General features: G+C 62.1%; 17 protein-coding genes. 7 read left to right on the plus strand and 10 right to left on the minus strand.

Annotated features, from left to right (window positions below; translation table 11 throughout):
* Positions 1 to 7 precede the first annotated feature (7 nt).
* The 4 genes from hisF to hisB form a co-directional block, all read right to left on the minus strand.
* Complete coding sequence (hisF, locus tag BW978_RS17430; protein ID WP_076397080.1) at positions 8 to 784, minus strand: imidazole glycerol phosphate synthase subunit HisF; 777 nt, start codon at positions 782 to 784, stop codon at positions 8 to 10.
* Positions 785 to 793: 9 nt separating this feature from the next.
* A complete protein-coding gene (gene hisA / locus BW978_RS17435; protein WP_076397081.1) occupies positions 794 to 1,528 on the minus strand; it encodes a 1-(5-phosphoribosyl)-5-[(5-phosphoribosylamino)methylideneamino]imidazole-4-carboxamide isomerase in 735 nt (244 codons plus the stop codon).
* 17 nt (positions 1,529 to 1,545) lie between these two features.
* Complete coding sequence (gene hisH, locus BW978_RS17440; RefSeq protein WP_076397082.1) at positions 1,546 to 2,196, minus strand: imidazole glycerol phosphate synthase subunit HisH; 651 nt, start codon at positions 2,194 to 2,196, stop codon at positions 1,546 to 1,548.
* A gap of 87 nt (positions 2,197 to 2,283) precedes the next feature.
* Positions 2,284 to 2,880 (minus strand): imidazoleglycerol-phosphate dehydratase HisB, encoded by a 597-nt coding sequence (hisB, locus tag BW978_RS17445; protein WP_076397083.1) that lies wholly within the window; start codon positions 2,878 to 2,880, stop codon positions 2,284 to 2,286.
* Between the two features lie 200 nt (positions 2,881 to 3,080).
* Between hisB and hslV the strand changes: the two genes are divergently transcribed.
* From hslV to BW978_RS17475, 6 genes are all read left to right on the plus strand, one after another.
* The gene (gene hslV, locus BW978_RS17450; RefSeq protein ID WP_076397084.1) at positions 3,081 to 3,608 is read left to right on the plus strand and encodes an ATP-dependent protease subunit HslV; all 528 of its coding nucleotides are present in this window, start codon (positions 3,081 to 3,083) and stop codon (positions 3,606 to 3,608) included.
* A 69-nt stretch (positions 3,609 to 3,677) separates the two neighbouring features.
* Positions 3,678 to 4,988, plus strand: coding sequence for an ATP-dependent protease ATPase subunit HslU (hslU, locus tag BW978_RS17455; protein ID WP_076397085.1), 1,311 nt, complete (start codon positions 3,678 to 3,680; stop codon positions 4,986 to 4,988).
* Between the two features lie 189 nt (positions 4,989 to 5,177).
* Complete coding sequence (locus tag BW978_RS17460; RefSeq protein WP_076397132.1) at positions 5,178 to 6,104, plus strand: DUF1402 family protein; 927 nt, start codon at positions 5,178 to 5,180, stop codon at positions 6,102 to 6,104.
* 39 nt (positions 6,105 to 6,143) lie between these two features.
* Positions 6,144 to 7,547, plus strand: coding sequence for a cytochrome P450 (locus tag BW978_RS17465; protein WP_076397086.1), 1,404 nt, complete (start codon positions 6,144 to 6,146; stop codon positions 7,545 to 7,547).
* Positions 7,548 to 7,645: 98 nt separating this feature from the next.
* Complete coding sequence (locus tag BW978_RS17470) at positions 7,646 to 9,649, plus strand: hydantoinase/oxoprolinase N-terminal domain-containing protein (RefSeq protein WP_076397133.1); 2,004 nt, start codon at positions 7,646 to 7,648, stop codon at positions 9,647 to 9,649.
* Between the two features lie 103 nt (positions 9,650 to 9,752).
* A complete protein-coding gene (locus tag BW978_RS17475; RefSeq protein ID WP_076397087.1) occupies positions 9,753 to 11,921 on the plus strand; it encodes a malate synthase G in 2,169 nt (722 codons plus the stop codon).
* A 76-nt stretch (positions 11,922 to 11,997) separates the two neighbouring features.
* Here the strand turns inward: BW978_RS17475 and BW978_RS17480 are convergent, their stop codons facing one another.
* Complete coding sequence (locus tag BW978_RS17480) at positions 11,998 to 12,663, minus strand: L,D-transpeptidase (protein WP_076397088.1); 666 nt, start codon at positions 12,661 to 12,663, stop codon at positions 11,998 to 12,000.
* A gap of 177 nt (positions 12,664 to 12,840) precedes the next feature.
* Here BW978_RS17480 and BW978_RS17485 point away from each other — a divergent pair, with 177 nt between their 5' ends.
* Positions 12,841 to 13,323 carry an MmcB family DNA repair protein gene (locus BW978_RS17485; RefSeq protein ID WP_076397089.1) on the plus strand — a complete coding sequence of 161 codons (483 nt, stop codon included), beginning with the start codon at positions 12,841 to 12,843 and terminating at the stop codon, positions 13,321 to 13,323.
* On the opposite strand, the gene BW978_RS17490 is transcribed toward BW978_RS17485, so the two are convergent.
* From BW978_RS17490 to BW978_RS23700, 5 genes are all read right to left on the minus strand, one after another.
* Positions 13,324 to 13,920 (minus strand): ActR/PrrA/RegA family redox response regulator transcription factor, encoded by a 597-nt coding sequence (locus BW978_RS17490; protein WP_054149970.1) that lies wholly within the window; start codon positions 13,918 to 13,920, stop codon positions 13,324 to 13,326.
* A gap of 71 nt (positions 13,921 to 13,991) precedes the next feature.
* Positions 13,992 to 15,293: an ActS/PrrB/RegB family redox-sensitive histidine kinase gene (locus BW978_RS17495; protein ID WP_076397090.1), complete on the minus strand. Its 1,302-nt coding sequence runs from the start codon at positions 15,291 to 15,293 to the stop codon at positions 13,992 to 13,994.
* Between the two features lie 25 nt (positions 15,294 to 15,318).
* Entirely contained in the window at positions 15,319 to 17,784 is a 2,466-nt protein-coding gene (hrpB, locus tag BW978_RS17500) for an ATP-dependent helicase HrpB (protein ID WP_076397091.1), read from the minus strand.
* Positions 17,781 to 18,734 carry a bifunctional Delta(1)-pyrroline-2-carboxylate/Delta(1)-piperideine-2-carboxylate reductase gene (locus BW978_RS17505; RefSeq protein ID WP_076397092.1) on the minus strand — a complete coding sequence of 318 codons (954 nt, stop codon included), beginning with the start codon at positions 18,732 to 18,734 and terminating at the stop codon, positions 17,781 to 17,783. The genes hrpB and BW978_RS17505 overlap by 4 nt, the downstream gene beginning before the upstream one ends.
* Positions 18,735 to 18,860: 126 nt before the next feature.
* Positions 18,861 to 19,125 (minus strand): hypothetical protein (locus BW978_RS23700; RefSeq protein WP_210216986.1); only part of this gene is annotated, 265 nt, incomplete at its 5' end.

Genomic DNA, 19,125 nt, shown 5'->3' on the forward strand with positions numbered 1-19,125 from the left:
TTCCGCGTCAGTCGAGACGCATGGCGATGCCGGCTGCGGCCATATGGGCCTTCGCCTCTGCAATCGAATAGGTGCCGAAGTGGAAGATCGAGGCAGCGAGAACCGCAGTCGCATGCCCGTCACGAATGCCTGCGACCAGATCGTCGAGAGTGCCGACACCGCCGGAGGCGATGACGGGCACGCGAACGCTGTCGGCGATTGTGCGGGTGAGGCCGATGTCATAGCCGCTTTTGGTGCCGTCCCGGTCCATGGAGGTGACCAGAAGTTCGCCGGCTCCGCGCTCGACCATCTTCACCGCAAACTCCACGGCATCGATCCCGGTCGGCTGGCGACCGCCATGAGTAAAGATTTCCCAGCGATCTGCTTCGCCAGCAGCGGACACCTTCTTTGCGTCGATCGACACGACGATGCACTGGTTGCCGAACTTGTCGGCGGCTTCCGCCACGAAGTCGGGGTTCTTCACCGCGGCCGAATTGATCGACACCTTGTCGGCGCCGCAGAGCAGGAGCTTGCGGATGTCCGCAACGGCCCGAACACCACCGCCGACCGTCAGCGGCATGAAGCAATGGTCGGCCGTTTGGGCAACGACGTCGAAGATCGTGTCGCGGTTGTCCGAGGATGCGGTAATGTCGAGGAAGCAGAGCTCGTCGGCGCCGGCGGCATCGTAAGCCTTGGCCGCCTCTACCGGGTCACCGGCATCGATCAGGTCGACGAAGTTGACGCCCTTGACGACGCGGCCGTCCTTGACGTCGAGACAGGGGATCACGCGGGCCTTGAGTGTCATGTCTTGTCCTCAGCCTCTCGCAGCTTTGATCAGCGCGAGCGCTTCCGCAGGGTCGATGCGTCCATCATAAAGCGCGCGGCCGGAAATCGCACCTTCAAGCTTCTTCGCATCCGGCTCAAGCATGCGCTTGATGTCCTCGATCGAGGCGAGACCGCCGGAAGCGATCACTGGGATCGAAACAGCAGCTGCAAGCTCCAGCGTCGAGGCCCAGTTGATACCGGTCAGGATCCCGTCGCGGTCGATGTCGGTATAGATGATCGCCGCGACACCTGCGCCTTCAAAACGCTGGGCGAGTTCGATCACGCCGAGTTCGGAGGCTTCCGCCCAGCCCTCGACAGCGACCTTGCCGCCCTTGGCGTCGATGCCGACGGCGACCTTGCCGGGAAAGCGCTTGCAGGCTTCGATGACAAGCGCCGGATCACGGACGGCGATCGTACCGAGGATCACGCGCGATAGCCCACGCGACAGCCAGTTCTCGATATGGTCAAGCGTGCGGATGCCACCACCCAGCTGCACCGGGTTCTTCGTCGCCTTCAGGATCGCATCGACGGCAGCGCCATTGACGCTTTCCCCGGCAAAGGCACCGTTCAAGTCAACGACATGCAGCCATTCGAAGCCCTGGTCTTCGAAGGCGCGCGCCTGGGCTGCCGGATCGGGGTTGTAGACAGTCGCCTGGTCCATATCGCCCAGCTTGAGGCGAACGCACTGGCCGTCCTTGAGGTCTATGGCGGGAAAGAGGATCATGAGTGTATCCGTGCCCTTCAGGGCGTCCAGGTCAGGAAATTGGCGATGAGTTTCAGGCCGAGGGCCTGGCTCTTCTCGGGATGGAATTGCGCACCCACCATGTTGTCGCGCCCGACAAAGGCGGTCATTGCGCCACCATAATCGGTCGTCGCGATCACATCCGCAGGCTTGCGCGCGGCCAGATGATAGGAGTGCACGAAATAGGCGTGCAGCCCGTTAGGCCCCGTGGGAATACCGTCGAAGAGGGGATGCGGCCGGTTGAGCGTCAGCGTGTTCCAGCCGATCTGCGGGATCTTGAGGGACGGATCCGACGGTGTCATCTCGACGACATCGCCCTCGATCCAGCCGAAGCCGTCGGTCACGGTCTTCTCAAGACCGCGCGACGACATGAGCTGCATGCCGACGCAGATGCCGAAAAAGGGACGGCCCTTGGTCTCGACCACTTCCGTGATCGCGTCATGCATGCCGGGAACGGCATCGAGCCCCTTGCGGCAGTCGGCATAGGCCCCGACACCCGGAAGCACGATTCGGTCGGCGGTGGCGACCCGATCTGCCTTGTCGGTAAGATCGATCTCGGCGTTAAGGCCCGCCTCGCGGGCGGCCCTTTCAAAGGCCTTGGTGGCCGAGCGCAGATTGCCCGAGCCGTAGTCGATGATAGCTACACGCATGTCTTCCAGTCCTTTCTGCTCTACGGTTCGACTTCAACGTCCGAACCGGAGCAAGGTGGCAGTTTCCCCCGTGGGGGAAGATGCCCCTTAAACCAGGGTGCCCTTGGTGGAGGGGATACGATTTGCCTGCCGCGGATCGACTTCGGTTGCCGTCCGAAGTGCGCGCGCGACTGCCTTGAAGCAGGTCTCGGCAATATGGTGGTTGTTCGCGCCGTAATGGTTCAGCACATGCAGCGTGATCCCGGCATTCTGGGCGAGAGCCTGGAAGAACTCGCGCACCAGCTCGGTGTCGAAGGTGCCGATCTTCGGCGCGCTGAAAGCGACGTTCCAGACCAGGAAGGGCCGGCCCGAGACATCGATCGCCGCCTTGGTCATCGTCTCGTCCATTGCAAGATCGATCGACGCATAGCGCGTGATGCCCTTGCGGTCGCCAAGCGCCTTGGAAATCGCCTGACCGAGCGCAATGCCCGTATCCTCGACAGTGTGGTGATCGTCGATATGCAGGTCGCCCTTCACATCGATATCCATGTCGATCAGCGAGTGGCGGCAGAGCTGGTCGAGCATATGGTCAAAGAAGCCCACGCCCGTCGAAATCTTGCCCGTGCCGGTGCCGTCGATATGGACGGAAACCGAGACCGAGGTTTCGTTGGTTTTGCGGGAAACTTCGCCTTTACGCTCTGCCATTTGGCTGCTCCATGAGGATCTCGGCCCTCCCATAACAGCAGGGCGGTGAAATATCCAGAAGTTACATTGCGCTGCCGCAAGGCGGCGCTGGAGCTTTTGCCGCAGATTGCAATCGTTGAAAGCCCACTTACATAGGAACCGACAAACCGGGCCTGACAGCCCGTTCCACAAGGCCCGCAGAGGCGGGTGACAGGTGATTGATGACAACGATTGTTACCGTACGCAAGGACGGCAAGGTGGTGATGGCCGGTGACGGACAGGTCAGCCTTGGCCAGACCGTGATGAAGGGCAATGCCCGCAAGGTCCGCCGCATCGGGAAGGGTGGCGAGGTGATCGCAGGCTTTGCCGGCGCGACCGCGGATGCCTTCACCCTCCTCGATCGTCTCGAAAAGAAGCTCGAGCAATATCCCGGCCAGCTCATGCGCGCCGCCGTCGAGCTCGCCAAGGATTGGCGTACCGACAAGTATCTGCGCAATCTCGAAGCCATGATGCTGGTGGCCGATAAGTCGATCACACTGGCGATCACCGGCAATGGCGACGTGCTTGAGCCCGAGCACGGCACGATCGCGATCGGCTCTGGCGGCAACTATGCCTATGCGGCTGCGCGCGCACTCATGGATACCGATCGCTCGGCAGAGGACATCGCCAGACGTGCGCTGACGATCGCCGGCGAGATCTGCGTCTACACCAACAACAACATGGTGATCGAAAACCTCGACGCCGACTGACGGCTGCCGATCGAATTCCACACCAAGAGACGATGCGCGGGTCCGCGGCATCGTGAGGAGCAACCCGAAATGACCAACTTCTCCCCGCGCGAGATCGTTTCCGAGCTCGACCGTCATATCATCGGCCAGCATGACGCCAAGCGCGCGGTCGCGATCGCCTTGCGCAACCGCTGGCGCCGTCAGCAGCTTTCGGAAGACCTCCGCGACGAGGTGATGCCGAAGAATATCCTGATGATCGGGCCGACCGGCGTCGGCAAGACCGAGATATCCCGCCGCCTCGCCAAGCTGGCCGGTGCGCCCTTCATCAAGGTCGAGGCCACAAAGTTCACCGAAGTCGGTTATGTCGGCCGCGACGTCGAGCAGATCATCCGCGATCTGGTGGAGATCGGCATCACGCTCATCCGCGACAAGAAGCGCCAGGAAGTGCAAGCCAAGGCACATCAGCTGGCCGAAGAGCGTGTGCTCGATGCCCTCGTGGGCGCCACGGCATCGCCCGCGACCCGCGACAGCTTCCGCAAGAAGCTGCGCAGCGGCGAACTGGACGACAAGGAAATTGACATCGAGGTCGCCGACAGCGGCTCCGGCGCGCCCGGCTTCGAAGTCCCCGGCATGCCGCCCGGTGCCAATATCGGCATCCTCAATCTGTCCGAGATGTTCGGCAAGGCCATGGGCAACCGCACCAAGAAGGTCCGCACCACCGTCAAGGCATCCTATGCCGACCTGATCCGTGACGAATCGGACAAGCTGATCGACAATGAGGTCATCCAGCGCGAAGCGCTGCGCTCGGTCGAGAATGACGGCATCGTCTTCCTCGACGAAATCGACAAGATCGCAGCCCGCGAAGGCGCGATGGGTGCCGGCGTCTCGCGCGAAGGCGTGCAGCGCGACTTGCTTCCGCTCGTCGAAGGCACGACGGTTGCGACCAAGTATGGACCGGTGAAGACCGACCACATCCTGTTCATCGCGTCCGGCGCGTTTCACGTCTCCAAGCCTTCCGACCTTCTTCCGGAGCTTCAGGGCCGCCTGCCGATCCGCGTCGAGCTGAAGCCGCTGACCAAGGAAGACTTCCGCCGCATCCTGACGGAGACCGAAGCGAGCCTCATCCGCCAGTACAAGGCGCTGATGGCAACCGAGGAGCTCAATCTCGATTTCACCGAGGATGCCATCGATGCGCTCGCCGATGTCGCGGTTCAGCTGAACGAAACGGTTGAGAACATCGGTGCCCGTCGCCTGCAGACGGTGATGGAACGGGTACTCGACGAGATTTCCTTCCATGCGCCGGACCGTGGTGGCTCGGAAGTTATGATCGACTCGGCCTATGTCCAGGAACATGTCGGTGATCTCGCCGCCAACACGGACCTTAGCCGCTACATCCTGTGATCTTTGTGCATCTATGGGTCGCTTTCGCCCCCGGCGTGCCGGGAAAGTGAAAGCGGCCCATATCGACAATACAGGTGCCTCTTATGTAAGGAGGGCCGCAGTCGGACGCTGCCCGCGAATGCGCCGGCAATCCGTTCGAGGACAAATGTCCAGGGGCCGCGCATCGTGCTTACTATTGCCAGAAATCTCATCGTCGCCATTACGCTCGCCGGGCTTGTGCCCGCAGTGTCGCTTGCTGACGACAAGGTCCCCTCGGGAAATCGCAACGCCGAACAGCCGGCCATTCCCGGCGCCTCCGTGCGGCGTACCAAAGCGGGCAAGACCAGCTTCGATCTGAAATATGAAAAGGTCCGCGATCTCCTGCAGACGGACTCGAAGCTGGTGGGCAAGATCAAGAAGACGGCCGCCGCCTACGGCATTGCGCCCATCCACATGGTGGGTGCGATCGTCGGCGAACACACCTACAATGTCGACGCCTATGACAGCCTCCAGAGCTATTATGTGAAGGCCGCGTCCTACGCCGGCAACAGTTTCCGATTCGGCTACAAGGACGAGAGCATTGCCGACTTCGTCGGCCGGCCGGAATTTGCCGAATGCAACGGCTATTCGGACAGCTACCGTCTCTGGACCTGCCGCGAGAAGGTCTGGGAAGATCAGTTCCGCGGCAAATCCGTCGGCGGCAAGTCCTATCCGAACAATCGCTTTAGCGCCGTGTTCTTTCAGCCCTTCTATGCGGGACAGACCTTTGGTCTGGGGCAGATCAATCCTCTGACGGCCCTCATGCTGTCGGATCTTGTGCATCAGAAGTCCGGCTATGCCAGGCTCGACGAGAATGATGCGGCGGGGGTCTACAAGGCGATCATGGATCCCGACATCTCGCTAGCCTTCATGGCAGCGGTCATCCGCAAGTCGATTGACGATTACCGGCAGATTGCCGATGTCGATATCTCGGGCAATCCGGGCATTACGGCCACGCTTTTCAACATTGGCGGCTCGCAGCAGCGTGCCCGTGCTTTGGCGGCAAAGCGGGCCAGCGGTGCGGCGAATTGGCCGGAAGAGAACTATTACGGCTGGCTGATCAATGATCGGCTGGACGAGTTGGAGTCCCTGCTCTAACTCCTAACGGGGGGCTCCAACCCTTCGAGGGAGCATCACATGGACGCCAGTCTGCGCAAATCGACCTTCGAGCCGCCGGCACCCGTGCCGCGGACGGTCCCGCCCAGCCGACTGGAAATCATCCGAACAGTGCTGCGCAACCCGCTCGAGTTGTGGGGGCAGCCGTCCTACACATGGCCCTGGATCGTCACCCGCTTTTTTGGCCAGACCACCATCATTGCCAATGACCCGGGTCTGATCCGCCACGTGCTCGTCGACAACGCCTCGAATTACGAGATGTCCGAGATCCGCCAGCTCGTCCTGCGCCCCATTCTGCGGGATGGCCTACTGACGGCCGAAGGTCCGGTCTGGAAACGCTCGCGCAAGGCCATGGCGCCGGTCTTCACCCCGCGGCACGCGCGCGGTTTTGCGCGCCAGATGCGCGAGCAGAGCGAACTCTTTCTCGACCGCTATGAAGCGGGGACCGAGGGCGTCGTCCGCGATATCGCCGTCGACATGACCGAACTCACCTATGCCATCCTCTCCGAAACACTTTTCTCGGGCGGTATCGTCTCCGAGCAGGGTGATTTCGCCAAGGATGTCGACGATCTCCTGCACAGTATGGGACGGATCGATCCACTTGACTTGTTGAAGGCTCCGAGATGGATACCGCGTCTGACCCGCATCAGGGGCCTCGGCGTCTTGCGCAAGTTCCGCGAACTCGTGCGCCGGACGATGGATCACCGCCGGTCCATCATCAGGGCGGAGCGCGAGAACGCACCGGACGATTTCCTGACCTTGCTGCTCGAACTGGAAGGACCTGACGGCCTGACCTCGGAAGAGATCGAGGACAATATCCTGACCTTCATCGGGGCCGGGCACGAGACGACGGCGCGTGCCCTGGCCTGGACCTTGTATTGTGTGGCCCACTGTCCGGATGTCAGGGATGCAATGGAGCGGGAAATCGATGAGGTCATCGCCTCCAGCGCCGATCCGGTCGATTGGCTTGAGAAGATGCCGCATGTGCGAGCTTCTTTCGAAGAGGCGATGCGGCTCTATCCGCCGGCGCCCTCCATCAACCGCGATGCGATCGCCGACGATCGCTATACGGCGCCCAGTGGCGAGACCGTCGAGATTGCGAAGGGTGCCACCGTCCTCGTCATGCCCTGGACGCTGCATCGCCACGAGCTTTACTGGGACAAGCCACGGATCTTTGACCCCTCCCGCTTCTTGCCGGGAGAGCGAGAGAAAATCGGCCGCTTTCAGTATCTGCCATTTGGCGCCGGTCCGCGAGTCTGCATCGGCGCCACCTTTGCGTTACAGGAAGCCGTCATCGCGCTCGCGGTGCTGATGCAGCGATATCGTTTCGCCGTGACGCCGCAGACGAAACCCTGGCCGGTCCAGAAACTCACCACCCAGCCCGCTGGCGGCCTGCCGATGCGGGTCACACCGCGCAAGCCGTAATGCGGCGTGTTCCTGCCGCTCCCTCGCTGGAAATCGCACTAAGCCCTGTGCCATAAGGGATGCGTCGCCGCACGGGCGGGGAAGATGGGGAAGACTGCGTGACATCCGATTACATGCTGGGCATCGATACCGGCGGCACCTACACGGACGCCGTCATTTATAGCGAGACGCATGGGATCGTTGCCAAGGCGAAATCGCTCACCACCCGGCACGACCTGTCGATCGGGATCGCCGGCGCGCTTGAAAGCGTGCTCGCCGAATCAGCGATTGATCCCTCTGCGATCGGCCTCGTCTCGCTTTCGACGACGCTCGCGACCAATGCGCTGGTGGAAGGGCAGGGCGGCCGCGCCGGCCTGATCATGATCGGCTTCGGCCCCGAAGACCTGAAGCGCGACGGTCTGGCCGATGCGCTCGGCAATGATCCGGTCCTCTTCATTGCCGGCGGTCATGACGTTCACGGCAACGAGACACCTTTCGATCAGGCGGCGTTGGAAGCGGCACTGCCCGAGCTTTCGGCCAATGTCTCATCCTTCGCGATCGCCGGTTATTTTGCGGTTCGCAATCCGGCGCATGAGCAGCGCGCGCGCGAGATCATTCGCCGGCATTCCGGCCTGCCCGTCACCTGCAGCCACGAGCTTTCCTCCAAGCTCGGCGGGCCAAGGCGGGCACTGACAACCCTTCTCAATGCCCGCCTGGTCTCGATGATCGACCGCCTGATAGGCTCAGCGGAGCGCTATCTCGGGGAGCGCGGCATCCATGCCCCACTGATGGTCGTGCGTGGTGACGGCGCGTTGATCTCGGCAACCGAAGCCCGCCTGCGGCCGATCGAAACCATCCTCTCCGGCCCCGCCGCGAGCCTCGTCGGCGCACGCCACCTGACCGGCCTCGATGATGCCGTCGTCTCCGATATTGGTGGTACGACGACCGACGTCGCCGTGATGGAGGCCGGACAGCCGCGGCTTGATCAGGATGGCGCCGTCGTCGGCGGTTACCGAACCATGGTGGAAGCAGTCGCCATGCGCACCTTCGGCCTGGGCGGAGACTCGGAAGTCCGTTTTGACGATCGCGGCCTTACGGCGAAGATCGACCTCGGCCCCCGTCGCCTTGTCCCCTTGAGCCTTGCAGCAGCCCTGCATGGAGCTGCTATCACCGACGTGCTTGAGCGTCAGCTGCGCGCGCCGCATCTCGGTCGCCACGACGGGCGCTTCGCGGTCCGCACCGGCGTTCCCGATCACCTCGCAGCGGGGCTGCTGCCGCAGGAGGCTACACTGTTCCAGAAGATTGGTGCCGTACCGCTGCCGCTCGACCAGCTGATCAGCTTCACCCAGCAGAAGGCGACGCTCGACCGCCTCGTCGCGCGCGGCCTCGTGCATATCTGCGGGCTTACACCTTCAGACGCCATGCATGTCCTCGGGCGTCAGGGACAATGGGATCGCAGGGCCGCCGAACTCGGTATGGCCTTGGCGATCCGCCAGAAGGATGGTTCTGGTCAGCCGATCGCCTCATCGCATGAAGTGCTTGCCCAACGCATTGTCGATCGCCTGACGCGTCAGTCGGCAGATGTCATTCTCTCCGCAGCGCTTGCAGAAGATGGGCTTGCCGACGTCGAGCCTTCGAAATCCATATTGATCGACCGTGCTCTCCGGCGTCAGTCAGGCATTGCCCGCTTCGGCCTCTCCCTCGACCGGCCGCTCATTGGCCTCGGTGCTTCGGCCGGCGTCTACTATCCCGCGATCGCCGAGATGCTGGCATCCGATTTCGCCGTGCCTGAAGACGCCGACGTGGCCAATGCCGTCGGTGCGGTGGTGGGACAGGTTCGCAGCAGCGTGACCGTCACTATTGGCTCCCCCGAGGAGGGACTTTTCATGATCACCGGCGGCGGCGACAGCGAGCGGGCGACGGATGAAGCCGTTGCCCTGGAAAGGGCGAGGACAAGGGCGACCGAACTCGCGCGTGCAAGGGCCGAAGCCAGTGGTGCTGTGGACGTCGTACTGATCATCCGAGAGGAGGTCGATGCGCCCGAGATCGAGGGACGCCGCAAGCTCGTGGAAGCGCGGATCACGGCGACGGCCTCAGGACGTCCGAGGACGGCGCGCGGCTGACTTTCCGTTTTGGAAATAATATTTCGTATTTATGACGGATTGACTGCTAATCGGTTTCAGCCATGCTGCGTGCCAAAGCCAGTTCAGTACAAGGAATGACGTCATGACATCTGTTGAAGCCCACGGCCTTTCGATCGACAAGCGCCTCTACGAATTCATCGTGACCCAGGCGATCCCGGGAACGGAAGTCGAGGCCGATGCCTTCTTCGCCGGCTTCTCACGGATCGTTCACGACTTAGCGCCGAAAAACCGCGCCTTGCTCGCCAAGCGGGATGACCTGCAGGCTCAGATTGACGCCTGGTATCGCAAGAACGGCGCGCCCGCCGATCTCGCCGCCTATGAGAGCTTCCTGCGCGAAATCGGTTATCTTCTGCCCGAAGGTCCCGACTTCAAGATCGAGACGGCCAATGTCGATCCGGAGATTTCGTCGATCGCCGGCCCGCAGCTCGTCGTGCCGGTCATGAACGCGCGCTATGCCCTGAATGCCGCCAATGCCCGCTGGGGTTCGCTTTACGACGCGCTCTACGGTACCGATGCGATTTCCGAGGCTGATAGCGCGGACAAGGGCAAGGGCTACAATCCGGTTCGCGGTGGCAAGGTCGTGGCGTGGGCAAAGTCATTTCTCGACCGGAGCCTGCCGCTCGCCGGCGGCAGCTGGGCCGATGTTACCGGATTCGACTTTGAAAACGGCGCGCTCTTCGTCGAGACGGCCAGCGGCCGGACAGGCCTTTCCAGTCCCGACCAATATGTCGGCTTCAAGCGTGAGAGCGAAAAGGCATACCGCCTCTATTTCCGCACCAATGGCCTGCACACCCTTGTCTTCGTCGATCCGGACAGCCTGATCGGCAAGGACGATCCCGCCGGCATCGCCGATGTCGGGCTTGAATCGGCACTCACCACCATCATGGACTGCGAGGATTCGGTCGCGGCCGTCGACTCCGAGGACAAGATCACTGTCTACTCCAACTGGCTCGGCCTGATGAAGGGCGACCTGACGGAGGAAGTTACGAAGGGTGGCAAGACGTTTACGCGCGCTCTGAGCGGTGACCTTGAGCTCATGGGCGTTGACGGCAGTGCGGTGACGCTGCCGGGTCGATCCCTGATGCTGATCCGAAATGTCGGTCACCTCATGACCAATCCTGCGATCACCGACAAGGATGGCCACGAGGTGCCGGAAGGCATCCTGGATGCCGCGATCACGGCTCTCGTCGCGCTGCATGACATCGGCCCGAACGGTCGCCGGAAGAACTCCCGCGCCGGTTCTATGTATGTCGTGAAGCCCAAGATGCATGGCCCCGAGGAGGTCGCCTTCGCCTGCGAGATCTTCTCCCGCGTCGAAGAACTCGTCGGCATGGCTCCCAACACGATCAAGATGGGGATCATGGACGAGGAGCGCCGCACCACTGTCAATCTCAAGGAGTGCATTCGCGCGGCCCGCGACCGCGTCGTCTTCATCAACACCGGCTTCCTCGACCGCACCGGCGACGAAATCCACACTTCGATGGAAGCGGGCCCGATGATCCGCAAGGGCGACATGAAGCAGGCCGCCTGGATCGCGGCCTACGAAAACTGGAACGTTGATATCGGCCTTGAATGCGGCCTGTCCGGCCATGCCCAGATCGGCAAGGGCATGTGGGCCATGCCCGATCTGATGGCCGCCATGCTGGAGCAGAAGATTGCCCATCCGAAGGCCGGGGCCAACACGGCCTGGGTTCCGTCGCCGACGGCGGCAACGCTGCATGCCACACACTATCACAGCGTCAATGTCGCGGATGTCCAGAACGGCTTGAAGTCACGTCCGCGCGCAAAACTGGCCGATATCCTCTCCGTTCCGGTCGCACCGCGTCCGAACTGGACACCCGAGGAAATCCAGCGCGAACTCGACAACAATGCCCAGGGTATTCTCGGCTATGTCGTCCGCTGGATCGACCAGGGCGTCGGCTGCTCCAAGGTGCCGGACATCAACAATGTCGGTCTAATGGAGGATCGCGCAACGCTCCGCATCTCCGCCCAGCACATGGCAAACTGGTTGCATCACGGCGTGGTGACGGAAGAACAGGTCGTCGAGACGCTGAAGCGCATGGCGATGGTCGTCGATGCACAGAATGCCGGCGACCCGATCTATGTGCCGATGGCGAAGGATTACGACGGCTCGGTTGCCTTCCAGGCGGCGCTTGACCTCGTGCTGAAGGGCAGGGAGCAACCGAACGGCTACACCGAACCTGTTCTCCATCGTCGCCGCATCGAGCTGAAGGCAAAGTCTGCGGCCTGACAGCCGACCTTTGCCGAAACGAAAAGCCCCGCCGGATCGCTCCGGCGGGGCTTTTCGTATTCTGCGTCTGCGCTGCTTACTGCTGAACCACGACCTTGGAGTTCCGGCCCGGCTTGACGCGATTGTAGAGGTCGATCACATCCTGATTCATCATGCGGATGCAGCCCGACGAGGCAGCTGTTCCGATCGATGCCCATTCCGGCGTGCCGTGCAGGCGGAACAGCGTGTCCTGTCCCTTCTCGTTGAAGAGGTACATGGCGCGGGCACCGAGCGGGTTGCGCAGGCCGGGTTCCATGCCCTTTTCGACATACTTGGCGACCTCAGGCTTCCGTTCCGCCATTTCCTTCGGCGGATGCCAGGTCGGCCAGGCCTGCTTCCAGGCGATGTAGGCTTCGCCTTCCCAGGCAAAGCCCTGCTTGCCGACGCCGATACCGTAGCGAACGGCTTTGCCGCGCGGCAGCACGTAATAGAGGAAGCGCTCGCGCGTGTTCACCACGACCGTGCCGGGCTTTTCCGTAGTCGCATAATCGACAATTTGTCGGTGAAACTTCGTGTCGACCTTCTGAATCGGAATCGCCGGCAGGGCATAGCCTGCATCCGTCACCGAACCATAGGAGTCGCTGAAGATCTCGACCTTGGTGGTTTCGGCCACTTCGGCCTTGTCGCCGGTCGTCGTTGTGCAGCCCGCGAGGCCTAGGGACATAACCAGGCCAAGCGCGGTCAAGATGTTGCGGAAGCGCATGATAAAGCTCGTGGGTGATGGCTGAGAGACGGCCTTGTGACCATCTTTGATTATGGTTTATTTTGAATTAATCTCGGCAACGCAAGTGCCGTGCTACAGCCGACTGTGTTCGGCGCTGCAAAATGACTCCGCATTGCTTTTTTGCAACAGACCCTGCCGTGCGGAGTGGAGTTATCCATGACCTTAGTCTCCATCACGGTGAACAATCCCTTAATTGACGGACGTCAGTCCGATCGCGCCATGATGATTCGCCGTGGCGTCCAGATCCTTCTGGCGGAGATGCGTTTTGCCATACTGCCGGAACTGACGCTCTCCAATGGACGTCGTGCCGACCTCATCGCCCTATCCGAAAAAGGCGAGATCTGGATTGTCGAGATCAAATCCTCGATCGAGGATTTTCGTGTCGATCGGAAATGGCCGGATTATCGCCGCTACTGCGACCGATTGTTTTTTGCCACCCACGCCGGTGTGCCTCTCGAGATCTTCCCGGAAGACTGCGGCCTCTTTCTATCGGATGGGTATTCGGGCCACCTGCTGAGAGACGCTCCCGAGCACCGGCTTCCGCCTGCGACGCGGAAGTCGGTTACCCTCGACTTCTCGAGGGCCGCCGCCCAGAGGCTCATGGCCGCGGAATGGGCGGCCCAGCTCAAGTCTGTCTGATTACTTCGGCGCGCGTTTGGCGAGAATACGCTGCAGTGTCCGGCGATGCATGTTGAGACGACGGGCTGTCTCGGAGACGTTCCTCTCGCAACTCTCATAGACACGCTGGATATGCTCCCAGCGGATCCGGTCGGCCGACATCGGGTTTTCGGGGATCTCGGCCTTCTCGCCCGGACGTTGGGTCAGTGCCAGATAGACATCGTCGGCGTCTGCGGGCTTCGCCAGATAGTCGAGCGCCCCGAGTTTGACCGCCGTAACGGCCGTGGCGATATTGCCATAACCTGTCAGAACGATGATCCGTGTGTCGGAACGGCGCTCCCGGATCGCCTCGATAACGTCGAGCCCGGTTCCGTCACCCAACCGCAGATCGACCACGGCATAGGCAGGTGCTGCTTCCTTGACTTTCGCCATGCCCTCGGCGACGGAGCCGGCGAGCTCCACCGTGAAGCCGCGGCTTTCCATGGCGCGCGCCAGGCGACGCAGAAACGGCGCATCGTCATCGACGATCAGCAGCGACGGGTCGGGACCGAGATCGTGACTGCCCGCTGCTTGCGTGCCGGCGGCTGGTTTTGCGACCTGTGATGCTGCGTCTGCCATCTTCTCGTTCCTGCGACTGTTCCAAAAACTTCGCTGCCGACCTTATGCGTGCCAAGACCCTAGAGGTAAAGTCATAACGACGTGTCCAATTCCATGTATTCGCGGGGCCAGATCACCATGACGCGCGCTCCGGATCCTTCTGGGCTGCGATTTTCGAAGCGAAGGCTGGCTCCGGACCGCTCAAGCAGTGTCTTTGCGATGAACAGCCCAAGGCCGAGACCCCCGGCGCGCGTTTCGTTCTGCCTGCTCGTAACATAGGGCTCACCAATTCTTTGCAAGACCCCCGCAGAGAAACCGGCTCCGTCGTCCTCGATCGTGACGGCTACCTCTGCGGCCGTATGCTCCACACTGACCGTCACTTTGGACCTGGCATAATCGACCGCATTCTCGAGCAGGTTGCCGAGACCATAGAGAATGGCGGGATTGCGTGTCCCGACCGGCTCGAGTGCCCGGTCGGACAGCTCGATCAGCTCGACCTTCACCCCGAATTCCCGATGCGGCGCAATGACCTCCTCCATCATCGAGGAGAGCGGCAGCTCGCGCATGTGGGCTTCGCCTTCCGTGGCGAGCGAGGTCAGGCGGCGCAGGATGTCGCGGCAGCGCTCGCTCTGGCTGCGCAGCAGCTGCACGTCTTCGCGATACCGCTCGTCATTTCCGAGATCCCGCTCCATCTCCTTGGCCACCACGCTGATCGTCGCTAGCGGCGTACCCAGTTCATGCGCCGCTGCTGCTGCGAGACCATCGAGCTGATGCAGGTGCTTCTCCCGTTGCAGGATCAGTTCGGTCGCGGTCAGGGCGTCCGCAAGCAGGCTAGCCTCCTGGGAGACGCGATAGGCATAAAAGGCAGCAAAGGCCGTCATCGAGACGATCGAGCTCCACATGCCGAGCTGCAGCAGGGGATGCACCTCGAGCGTGCGACCCTCGAACCAGGGCAGGGGATAGGGTGTGAACGCAAGCAGGGTGATGAAGGCGAGCGCGGTTACAAAAAGCGCGATCGAGTGACGGCTCGGCTGCGACGCAAAGGAGATGATGACGGGAATGCAGATCAGCGGCGCGAACGGATTGTTGAGCCCGCCGGTGATGAAGAGCAGCGCCCCCATCTGGAAGAGATCGAGCGCAAGCACCGCGAAGGCTGCCGCCGGCTCCAGGCGGTAGGTGGGCGGGAACGCCACCGACATCAACGAATTGGCCGCAGCCAGTGCGGCGATCAGCCCCAGACATGTCACGAGCGGCAGGGGAAATTCGAACCAGAGCGCCACGACGAGAATCGTCAGCAACTGCCCCGCCACGGCCACCCAGCGGAGCTTCACCAGGGTTTCGAGACGCAGGCGCCGGCTGCTCGGACCGAATTTGGCTGCCAGATCCATGGTCATCACTATTCCCTGTTCTGCCGCGCCATCAGGTTCCGCGGGGTTTCGCTCGTGTCGTGGGATCTGCCGCAGCAGGGTCCTCTGGCCAGGGATGCTTCGGATAGCGACCACGCATATCGGCGCGCACATCCTTCCACGATCCGCTCCAGAACCCCGGAAGATCTCGTGTTGTCTGAATGGGTCGATGGGCGGGCGAGGTCAACTCCAGAAGCAGTGGCAATTTGCCGCCGCCGATCGTGGGGTGGCTCTTCAAGCCGAAAAGCTCCTGCACTCGGATCTGCAGGACAGGCTCATCGCCCTCGTAGCGGATCGGATGGGATTGTCCGGTTGGCGCGGTGAAATGCGTCGGGACGAGCCGGTCGAGCTCCCGCTGCGATCCTCCAGGGACCAGCGCCATCAGCCCGTCATGCAGGCTACCGGCACTGATCTCCTGGAAGCTCGTCACGCCGGACTGGAAGTGCACGAACCAGTCATCCAATCTCGCGATGAGACCGTCATCGCTGGTATCCGGCCACGGCTCGCCGAGGCTTCGGTAAAGAAAGCCCAGCCTCTGTCGCAACTGGGCCGCCGCCTTCGAGAAGGGCAGGGCGGCGACACCCAGAAGGCGGACCCCTTCGGCAAGTGCTCTGGCAGCATCGTCTCCCTTTGGCTTCGGCAGGGGGCGTTCGTCGAAGATGATCGCCCCCAGTCGCGTCACCCGTCTGGCCCGCACCTGGCGGCTCGCCGTATCGAAGCCGCTTTCCTCCGACGTCGTGATAGCCTTGGGAAGAAGTGTCTCGATGTCGCCATGTGAGGTTTCCGCTGCTGCGAGCACACGCCCCTGCGCTGCCTTGCCGGTCAGATCGGCGATGACAAGCAGCTCGGCACCCGCCAGGCGTTCGGATGCGGGGATTTCTGCTCCCCGGCCATTGGCCATGACGAACCGGCCGCGCCCACCCCTTTGGCGCGCGATCCTGTCCGGGAAGGCGTGGATGAGAAGGGTGCCGGCGGAAACAGGCGCTGTATTGGCATCCTCACGGTGATTGAGGTCGGACGACAGCCTCTGTGCGAGATTACGGGCGTTGCGCGCCCGCTCGCCTCTATCCCGGCGGAACTGCCTCAGGCGTTCATCGAGATCGAGGTCATTGCCGCCAAGTCCCTGTTCGGTGATGAGAACCGCCAACTCTGCGGCGGCCCGGGCTTCGCCATGCTCGGACGCGCCGAGCACCATGGCAGACAGCCGGGGTGGCAGTCCGAAATCCCGCATGCGTCGACCCTTGTCGGTCAATTGCAGCTTTTCGTCGAGCGCCCCGAGCCCGATCAGCAACTGGCGCGCCTCCTTGAGGGCAGCCTCAGGCGGCATGTCGATGAGAAGGAGCTGGCCTGGATCCGCAACCCCCCAATGGGCAAGGTCCAGCGCAAGACCGGAAAGGTCGCTCGACAGGATTTCCGGTGGCGTGAAGGCGGGAAGGGCTGCCGTTTGTCCAGCATGCCAGAGCCGGATCGCAATCCCCGGTTCCGTTCGCCCCGCGCGACCGGCCCGCTGGTCTGCGGAAGCTCGGGACACCCTGACCGTTTCGAGACGCGTGATCCCTGTCGATGCTTCGAACACGGGAAGCCGCTGCAAGCCGCTGTCGATCACCACGCGCACACCGTCGATGGTGATCGAGGTCTCCGCGATCGATGTCGACAGCACGACCTTGCGTTTTCCCGGCGCCGCCGGACGGATCGCCGCGTCCTGGTCCGCCTGGCTCAGCACGCCATAAAGAGGTGTGATGACGACATCCTGCCCGATCCTGTTTTCAAGCCGCTCGACTGTCCGCCTGATCTCAGCCTGTCCCGGCAGAAAGGCGAGGATCGATCCCGTCTCGTCCGCAAGCGTCTTCAGAATGGTCGCGGTGACTGCATCTTCAATGCGCTCGTCGCCCGAGCGGTCCCGGTGGCGTATGTCGACCGGAAAGCTTCGCCCCTCACTAATGATGACAGGTGGATCTTCAAGCAACTGCCCGATGCGCTCGATATCCAGTGTTGCCGACATCACGACGATCCGCAGATCCGGCCTGAGCGCCGATTGGGCATCGAGCGCCAGAGCCAGTCCGAGATCCGCGTCCAGTGACCGTTCGTGGAACTCGTCGAACAGGACGGCGGCCACACCGGTCAATTCCGGGTCGTCGAGGATCATGCGCACGAAGACGCCTTCCGTCACCACCTCGATGCGCGTGCGGTGACTGATCCGGTTGTCCAGCCGCATCCTGTATCCAACGGTCTCGCCGACGCTTTCGCCGAGCAGCCCGGCCATGCGGGACGCGGCGGCTCTTGCGGCAAGTCGCCGAGGCTCCAGCAGGATGATCCGGCCGTCGCCGCGCCAAGTCAGACCGAGCAGATGCAAGGGAACGATTGTCGTCTTGCCGGCGCCGGGGGGCGCCGACAGCACCGCCCGATTGCCCTTTTCGAGAGCCATGCTGAGCTGGTCGAGACGATCGCTGATCGGAAGAAGCGGAAGCGAAGGTGTCACGAAGCTGCACTGTCCTGACTGGCGGTCTCGTAAGCGAGGATCGCGCCGGCAAGATCCTCGAGCGCTGCGCCCACGGATTTAAACAAAGTGATGTCCTCGGCGCTCCGGCGCCCACCATGACCCTTGACCAGCTCCGCCAGTTCCCCCTGGACATGATCTCGGGAGATGGCGCCGGAAGCGATCGGTTGCAGAATATCGCCGGCTTCGGCAAAGGCACCGGCGCGTGTATCGACAAAGACGCGGGCCCGACGAACGGCCTCGTCATCGCTCTCGCGCATATCTTTGGTGAAGGCACCGATCAGGTCGAGATGGCTGCCAGGCTTCAACCACTCCCCCCGGATCAGCGGCGCACGCGACAGGGTCGCGCAGGAGATGATGTCGGCCTGGCGGGCCGCACTTTCCAGATCGGCGGCAACCTCGACGTCAAAGCCGAGTGCCCGGGCCTCGTCCGCCGCGCTCTCCGCCTTCTTCTGATCCCGCCCCCAGACCGAGACCGCCCGAATGGGTCGCACGCGGCTATGCGCTTCAATGAGATTGACGCTGAGCCGACCTGTCCCAACGACAAGCAGACGGGACGCATCCTCGCGCGCCAGATGGCGAGCAGCGAGCGCCGAGGCAGCGGCCGTGCGCCGCGCCGTCAGTTCGCCGCCATCGATCAGCGCAAGCAGTTCACCGGTCTTTCCGGAGGAGAGGAGATAACTGCCGTGGATCGCAGGCAATGATCGCAGATGATTGTCCGGGAAAACCGAAACCAGTTTCACCCCTATATAGTGTCCGGGTTGCCAGGCTGGCATCAGGAGCAGCGTCGCATCGGCTTCTCCGGGCACATCCACCGCATGATGGTGCCGGACTGGCATAACGCAGTCTCCTTGGAACATGGCGTCGAGTGCGTTGATGAGTGTGCTCCATTCAAGGCAATGGCTGGTCTGGTTTTGATCAAGGATAAGCATGCGAGGAGAACTCCGGGATGGGGATGTCAGACACTAGCAAGGCAAGACAGGCTTGCAAACGCATGGAGAGGGTCTGAAGCCGCGCAGGGGACCGCCACACATCTATGGATTCCTGCTGAAATGGTGTCACTTGCCACCAACGATCGGCATCAACGGAAAAAAATATAATATATTCAGTAACATGTCGATTTTTTGCCCTTTTGTGAAAACCGGCTGTTGACGGTTTGCGGGAGTAGCCGTATAAGCCGCTTCACCGAACGAGAGGCGGCGCCGAACGGCCCGCCGGACTGGTTCAGAAAGATCTCGAAATTGGCTGTGATGCTGGTTTTGTTGCCCGGCTTTAGGGTTGGGCGGTAAGGGATTTTGTGACGGTTTTTTACCGTCTGTTTTT

It is taken from the genome of Rhizobium sp. RU33A (assembly GCF_900156055.1).
GTDB lineage: Bacteria > Pseudomonadota > Alphaproteobacteria > Rhizobiales > Rhizobiaceae > Allorhizobium.